Here is a 6702-nt window from a genome sequence, read left to right as displayed (position 1 = left end):
CGGTCCGGGCGGAGGCCGCCGGCTCGTGAGGACGGGCGTCCGGCTCGCGCTCGACTGGGGGCGGGCGCGGATCGGGGTGGCCCGCTGCGACGCGGCGGCCACCCTGGCCTTCCCGCTCACCACGCTGCGCTCCGGGCCCGACGCCTACCGCGCGGTCGCCGACCTGGTGGCCGAGCACGAACCGCTCGAGGTCGTGCTCGGCCTGCCGCTCGCCCTCGACGGCACCGAGGGCCCGGCCGCGATCGAGGTGCGCCGCCACGCCGACCGGCTGGTGCGGCTGCTGCCGGTCGACGTCCGGCTGGTGGACGAACGGCTGAGCACGGTCAGCGCGTCCCGCGGTCTGCACGCCAGCGGCCGGGACACCCGTCGGCAGCGCTCGGTGATCGACCAGGCGGCGGCGGTGGAGATCCTGGAACGCGCCCTGGACGCCGAGCGCCGCAGCGGGCGCCCGCCGGGCCGGCTGCACCCGCGCTGATCCCGGTTCGGCGGCGGTCCGGCAGGTAGGCTGCAGCCGACCGAGCGGCGGGCGACACCCAGGAGGACACCCACCCGTGAGCATGTTGGACACCGAGCGCAGCCGGCGTCGAGAGATCTGGCACCGCGTCAAGGGCTACCTCGCGGTGCTGGTCTCGCTGGCGGTGCTCGGCACCGGTGGATACCTCGCCTTCGACTTCGTCAACACCAACGTGCGTGGCGTCTTCAGCTCGATCGTCGCCGCCGACTACCAGGGCACCGGGATCAAGGACGTCGAGGTGGAGGTGGAGGAGGGCCAGACCGCCACCGACATCGGCGAGACCCTGGTCGAGCTCGACGTGGTCGCCTCCACCGAGGCCTGGCAGGCCGCGGTGTCGGCCAACCCCGAGGCCAGCTCGATCCAGACCGGCACCTACCGGCTGCGTACCCAGATCCCCGCCGCCACCGCGCTGCAGTGGTTGCTCGACCCGTCCCGCCGGGTGGTCCAGCGGGTGACCGTGGCCGAGGGGCTGCGGTTGGAGCAGCAGGTCGAGGCGCTGACCGCGACCGGTATCCCCGCCGAGGAGTTCGAGCGGGCGCTTGAGAAGCCGGAGGACCTCGGCCTGGTGGACTTCGCCGACGGCGAGCCCGCCGGCTTCCTCTTCCCCGACACCTACGACTACTCCGACGACGACACCGCCACCGACCTGCTGCGCCAGATGGGTGAGCGCTACGGCACGGTCGCCGAGGACCTCGACATCGCCGGTGCCGCCGACGACCTGGGCGTCTCCGAGCGCGACATCGCCATCGTGGCCAGCATCATCGAGAAGGAGGTCTTCATCCCCGAGGACCGTCCCAAGGTGGCCCGGGTGATCTACAACCGGCTGGAGGCGGGCCAGCGCCTGCAGTTCGACTCCACCGTCTACTACGCCCTCGGCACCTACCCGCCCGACGCCATCCCCGGCGAGGCGTTCGCCCCGACCGGTCCGCCGGAGAGCCCGTACAACACCTACAAGGTGGAAGGGCTGCCCGCGGGCCCGATCTCCGCACCCGGTCGGGCCGCCCTGGAGGCCGCGATCGACCCGGCCGAGGGCAACTGGCTGTACTTCGTCACGGTCAACCTGCAGACCGGTGAGACCCGGTTCACCGACAGCGAGTCCGAGCACCAGCGCAACGTCGAGGCGTTCAACCAGTGGTGCGTCAGCAACGGCAACCCGGCGGGCTGCTGAGCCCCGTGGACGACCGGACGGAGCGGATCTGCGCGGTGCTCGGCGACCCGATCGGGCACTCGCTCTCACCGCTGCTGCACCAGACCGCCTACCGGGCCCTCGGGCTGGGCTGGGAGTACCAGCGCCACCGGGTGGACGCCGCCGGGCTGCCCGCCTTCGTCGCCGGTCTGGACGGTCGCTGGCGCGGGCTGTCGCTGACCATGCCGCTCAAGGAGGCCGCGCTGGCCCTCGGCGAGCCGGACGCGACCGTGCTGGCCGTCGGGGCGGCGAACACCCTGCTGCTGGACGAGCCGCGCCAGGTCCGCAACACCGACGTCGGCGGGCTGCAGCGCGCGCTGGGCGCCGCCGGTACGGGAACGGTGGGGACGGCCCTGGTACTGGGCACCGGTGCCACCGCCCGCTCGGCGGTGGCGGCGCTGCTCGGGATGGGGGCGGCCCGGATCACCGTGCTCGCCCGGCGTCCGGAGCGGGCCGAACCGCTGGTGGCGATGGCCGCCGGAGCAGCGGGTGAGGTGGAGGTGCGGCCCTGGGCCGAGGCGGTCGCCGCCGGATCCCTCGACCCGGTCGACGTCGCCGTCTCCACGGTGGTCGCCGGGGCCGCCGACGCGCTGGCCCCCCAGGTCGCCGGCGCCGCACCGGTGGTCTTCGACGTCATCTACGACCCGTGGCCGACCGTGCTGGCCGAGACCGCGGCCCGCACCGGCGGCACCGTGGTGGACGGGCTCGACCTGCTGGTGCACCAGGCGGTGCTGCAGGTCGAGCTGATGACCGGGCGCACCGTCGACCCCGGGCTGCTGCTGTCTGCTGGCCGGGAAGCCGTCGGCCGGCCTTCGCCGGGGTGACAGACTGCCGCCCATGCTCCGCTACCTGACCGCAGGCGAGTCCCACGGCCCGGCCCTGGTGGCCACCATCGACGGTCTGCCCGCCCACGTGCGGATCACCAGTGACGAGATCGCCGGCGCGCTGGCCCGGCGCCGGCTCGGTTTCGGCCGCGGCGCCCGGATGAAGTTCGAGGCCGACCAGGTGACGATCCTCGGCGGTGTCCGGCACGGCGAGACGCTCGGGTCGCCGGTGGCGATCCAGGTCGGCAACACCGAGTGGCCCAAGTGGGAGCAGGTGATGTCGGCCGACCCGGTCGATCCGTCGGTGCTGGAGGGCCTGGCCCGCAACGCCGCCCTCACCCGCCCGCGCCCGGGCCACGCCGACCTGGTCGGCATGCAGAAGTACGACTTCGACGAGGCCCGCCCGGTGCTGGAACGCGCCTCCGCACGCGAGACCGCCGCCCGGGTCGCGATCGGCGCGGTGGCCAAGGCCTTCCTGGAGCAGGCGCTGGGCATCACCCTGCTCAGCCACGTCACCGAGCTCGGTCCGGTGCGCGCCCCGGCCGGCCCGCTGCCCACCATCGACGACCTGCCCGCCATCGACGCCGACCCGGTGCGCTGCTTCTCCGCCGAGGGCAGCGCGGCGATGGTCGCGGAGGTGGAGGCCTGCCAGAAGGCCGGCGACACCCTCGGCGGTGTGGTCGAGGTGGTGGCCTGGGGCGTCCCGCCGGGTCTCGGCTCGCACGTGCACGGCGACCGCCGGCTGGACGCCCGGCTCGCCGGAGCGCTGATGGGCATCCAGGCGATCAAGGGCGTCGAGCTGGGCGACGGTTTCGAGCTGGCCCGCACCCGGGGCAGCCTCGCCCACGACGAGATCACCGCCGGCGCGGACGGCATCCGCCGCACCAGCGGGCGCTCCGGCGGCACCGAGGGCGGGATGAGCACGGGTGAGGTGCTGCGGGTGCGGGCGGCGATGAAGCCGATCGCCACCGTGCCGCGTGCGCTGCGCACCCTCGACACCGCCACCGGTGAGCCCGCCGTGGCCCACCACCAGCGCTCCGACGTGTGCGCGGTGCCGGCGGCCGGGGTGGTCGCGGAGGCGATGGTGGCGCTGGTGCTGGCCGAGGCGGCGCTGGAGAAGTTCGGCGGCGACTCGGTGGCCGAGGTGGGCCGCAACGCCCGGGCCTACCTCGACGACGTCACCGCCCGCGGGCTGGGTCTGGGGTCGTGACCCCGGAGGCGGCCGCGCAGCCGACGGGCGTGCCGGAGCGGGTGGTGCTGATCGGTGCGCCCGGTTCGGGCAAGAGCGCGGTCGGTGCGCTGCTGGCCGAGCGGTGGGGGGTGCCCCACCACGACGTGGACGCCCTGATCGAGGCCCGGGTCGGCACCACCATCGCCGAGGTCTTCGCCACCCACGGCGAGGAGTGGTTCCGCCGGGTCGAGATCGAGACCACCGCGGCCACCCTGCGCCGGACCGGGGTGGTCTCCCTCGGCGGCGGCGCCCCGCTGGCCCCGGCCACCCAGCAGGCGCTGGCCGGTGAGGTCGTCGTCTGGCTGCAGGTGTCGGTGCCGGTGGCGGCCGGCCGGGTCGGGCTCAACGTCGCCCGCCCGCTGCTGCTGGGCAACGTGCGCGGCCGGCTGATGAAGCTGCTGGAGCAGCGCACCCCGGTGTACCGCTCCCTGGCCACCCACACCGTCGACACCGACGGGCTCGACCCCGCGCAGGTGGCCGAGCAGGTCGCGGCCGCGGTGGCGGGCCGGTGAACACGCCCGCCGCCCGGACCGTCGAGGTGCGGGCCGAACGCCCCTACCGGGTGCGGGTCGGGGCCGGGGTGCGCCACGAGCTCGGCACGCTGGTGGGCGAGGCGTCCCGGGTGGCGGTGCTGCACCCGGAGGTGCTGGCCGACGAGGCACGCCGGCTCGGCGGGCGGCTCGACGCCGAGGTCAGCTACCTGCCGCTGCCCGAGGCCGAGCAGGCCAAGACGGTCGACGTCCTCGCGCACTGCTGGAGCACGCTGGCCGAGGCCGGGTTCACCCGCTCCGACGTGGTGGTCGGGCTGGGCGGCGGGGCCACCACCGACCTGGCCGGGTTCGTCGCCGCGACGATGCTGCGCGGGATCGGCTTCGTCACCGTGCCCACCACCGTGCTCGGCATGGTGGACGCCGCGGTCGGCGGCAAGACCGGCATCAACCTCGACGCCGGCAAGAACCTCGTCGGTGCCTTCCACGAACCGCTGGGGGTGCTCTGCGACCCCGAGCTCCTCGCCGGGCTGCCGGCCGCCGACGTCCGCGCCGGGCTGGCCGAGGTGGTCAAGTGCGGGTTCGTGGCCGACCCGGAGATCCTGCGGCTGGTGGAGGAGAGTCCGGAGGAGTCGGTCGACGTCACCGCCGACCGGCTGGTCGAGCTGGTGCGGCGGGGGATCGCGGTGAAGGCCGCGGTGGTCTCGGCCGACCTGCGCGAGTCCACCTCCACCGGCACCCGGATCGGGCGGGAGCTGGTCAACTACGGCCACACCTACGGCCACGCGGTGGAGCGGGCCGAGCGCTACCGCTGGCGCCACGGCGACGCCGTCAGCGTCGGGATGGTCTACGTCGCCGAGCTGGCCGAGGCCGCCGGGCTGCTGGACGGTGCGGTCCGCGACCGGCACCGCGCGGTGCTCGAATCGCTCGACCTGCCCACCCGCTACGACGGCGCGCCGTTCGAGGAGCTGCTGGCCGGGATGCGGCTGGACAAGAAGACCCGGGGCAGCACACTGCGGTTCGTGGCGCTCACCGACGTCGCCGCACCGACCATCCTGGCCGGACCGTCGGAGCAGCTGCTCCGTGAGGCCGACCGGCGGGTGCGCGGCCGGGGCTGACCACCGTCAGGCCAGGGTGATGCCGAGCGCCGCGGCCAGCTGGGCGGTCAGCCCGGTGAGGTCGAGCGGCTCGATGGTCGACCCGCGCAGGCTCTCCAGCCCCTGCAGGCCGTCCAGCCGGCAGTGCCGGAACACCACCCGGCGCACCCGGACCGAGGTGAGACGGGCCGAGGTGAGGTCGCAGCCCTCGAACACCACGTCCTCCAGGGAGGCGGCGTCCAGGTCGGCCTCGACCAGCGCGGTGTCGGTGAACCGGGCCCGTCGGATGCGCGCCTGCCGCAGGTTGACCAGACCCATCGCCGAGTCGGTCACCTCCAGGTCCTCCACCGCGGCGCCGGCGAGGGAGATCCCGGTGAGCCGGCTGCCGCGGGCGCGCACCCGCGTCCACCCGGAGTCGGTGAAGCGGGCGTTGGACAGGTCGGCCTGGTCGATCTCGACGTCGCGCCAGCCGGTGCGGTACCAGTGCGAGCCGGCCACCCTGGTGCCGGCCAGCCGGCAGCCCTGGACGTCCACCAGGTCCAGCTCGCGCTCCGACAGGTCGAGCGCCCCGAGCAGGGTGCCGGCGACCAGGTCGTCGGCGGGGACGTCCCAGTCCTGCGGTGCGGGAGTCAGGTCGTCCAGCCGAGGCGGGGCCGGGGGCTTCGGGGCGGCAGGCACCTGCGCAGCCTACGGCGGGCGCGCGGCCAGCCGGGGAATCGGGCGGCCCGCGCCGGACGTTGCCGCCGGTGATGCTGATCTCCCTGCTGGACCGTTCCCGGACGCGGGCCGGTGAGTCCGACGCCGAGGCCGTCGCCACCACCGTCGAGCGCGCCGTCCGGGCCGACCGGCTCGGCTTCCACCGCTTCTGGACCGCTGAGCACCACGCCGTGCCGGGGGTGGCCAGTGCGGCGCCGGCGGTGCTGCTGGCCGCGATCGGAGCCCGCACCAGCCGGATCCGGATCGGCACCGGCGGGATCATGCTGCCCAACCACCGCCCGCTGGTGGTGGCCGAGCAGGCGCTGCTGCTGGAGGCGTTGCACCCGGGCCGGGTCGATCTCGGCCTCGGCGGCTCCCTCGGCTTCACCGCGCCGATCCGGCGGGCGCTGGGGCGCACCGTGCTGGGGGAGGGCGAGTACGCCGCCGAGCTCGACGCCGTGCTGGCCCTTCTCGACGGACGGGCCGAGCTCACCGTCCGGCCGCGGGTGCCCGCCCCACCGGTGTACCTGCTCGCCATCGCCGGCGGGCTGCGGCTGGCGGCCGAACGGGGGCTGCCCGCCGTCGCCGGCGGGCCGCTGCTGGACGACGCCGCCGCCCTGGCCGCCTACGCCCGCGACTTCCGCCCGGCCCGCGCCGACACCTCGC

8 protein-coding genes are annotated in these 6702 nt (G+C 75.3%); 7 read left to right on the top strand and 1 reads right to left on the bottom strand.

From position 1 onward, the window contains the following. Positions 1 to 25: 25 nt before the first annotated feature. The 6 genes from ruvX to aroB all read left to right on the top strand — a co-directional run bounded on the left by ruvX (position 26) and on the right by aroB (position 5361). The gene (gene ruvX / locus DVA66_RS15190; protein ID WP_114560840.1) at positions 26 to 475 is read left to right on the top strand and encodes a Holliday junction resolvase RuvX; all 450 of its coding nucleotides are present in this window, start codon (positions 26 to 28) and stop codon (positions 473 to 475) included. 82 nt (positions 476 to 557) lie between these two features. Then, the gene (gene mltG / locus DVA66_RS15185) at positions 558 to 1682 is read left to right on the top strand and encodes an endolytic transglycosylase MltG (RefSeq protein ID WP_232821984.1); all 1125 of its coding nucleotides are present in this window, start codon (positions 558 to 560) and stop codon (positions 1680 to 1682) included. A gap of 5 nt (positions 1683 to 1687) precedes the next feature. Further along, positions 1688 to 2524: a shikimate dehydrogenase gene (locus tag DVA66_RS15180; protein ID WP_114560838.1), complete on the top strand. Its 837-nt coding sequence runs from the start codon at positions 1688 to 1690 to the stop codon at positions 2522 to 2524. A 13-nt stretch (positions 2525 to 2537) separates the two neighbouring features. After that, positions 2538 to 3734, top strand: a complete 1197-nt coding sequence (aroC, locus tag DVA66_RS15175) for a chorismate synthase (RefSeq protein WP_114560837.1) — start codon at positions 2538 to 2540, stop codon at positions 3732 to 3734. Further along, positions 3731 to 4267 carry a shikimate kinase gene (locus DVA66_RS15170; RefSeq protein WP_232821983.1) on the top strand — a complete coding sequence of 179 codons (537 nt, stop codon included), beginning with the start codon at positions 3731 to 3733 and terminating at the stop codon, positions 4265 to 4267. Before aroC ends, DVA66_RS15170 begins: the two co-directional genes overlap by 4 nt. After that, on the top strand, positions 4264 to 5361 hold the full coding sequence (gene aroB, locus DVA66_RS15165; protein ID WP_198671803.1) for a 3-dehydroquinate synthase: 1098 nt from the start codon (positions 4264 to 4266) through the stop codon (positions 5359 to 5361). Before DVA66_RS15170 ends, aroB begins: the two co-directional genes overlap by 4 nt. A gap of 6 nt (positions 5362 to 5367) precedes the next feature. Here the strand turns inward: aroB and DVA66_RS15160 are convergent, their stop codons facing one another. Then, entirely contained in the window at positions 5368 to 6018 is a 651-nt protein-coding gene (locus DVA66_RS15160) for a pentapeptide repeat-containing protein (protein ID WP_114560836.1), read from the bottom strand. A 71-nt stretch (positions 6019 to 6089) separates the two neighbouring features. Between DVA66_RS15160 and DVA66_RS15155 the strand changes: the two genes are divergently transcribed. Continuing rightward, the coding region (locus tag DVA66_RS15155; RefSeq protein WP_114560835.1) for an MsnO8 family LLM class oxidoreductase at positions 6090 to 6702 on the top strand (613 nt) is incomplete at its 3' end.

The organism is Desertihabitans aurantiacus (assembly GCF_003344635.1).
GTDB lineage: Bacteria > Actinomycetota > Actinomycetes > Propionibacteriales > Propionibacteriaceae > Desertihabitans > Desertihabitans aurantiacus.
The sequence above is the reverse complement of the archived record's forward strand: the minus strand, read 5'-3'. Positions and strand labels throughout refer to the sequence as shown.

What these genes read in the sequence shown, in the direction of transcription:
- mltG (WP_232821984.1), top strand. Translation starts at nt 558, where the DNA reads ATGTTGGACACCGAGCGCAGCCGGCGTCGAGAGATCTGGCACCGCGTC.
- aroC (WP_114560837.1), top strand. Translation starts at nt 2,538, where the DNA reads ATGCTCCGCTACCTGACCGCAGGCGAGTCCCACGGCCCGGCCCTGGTG.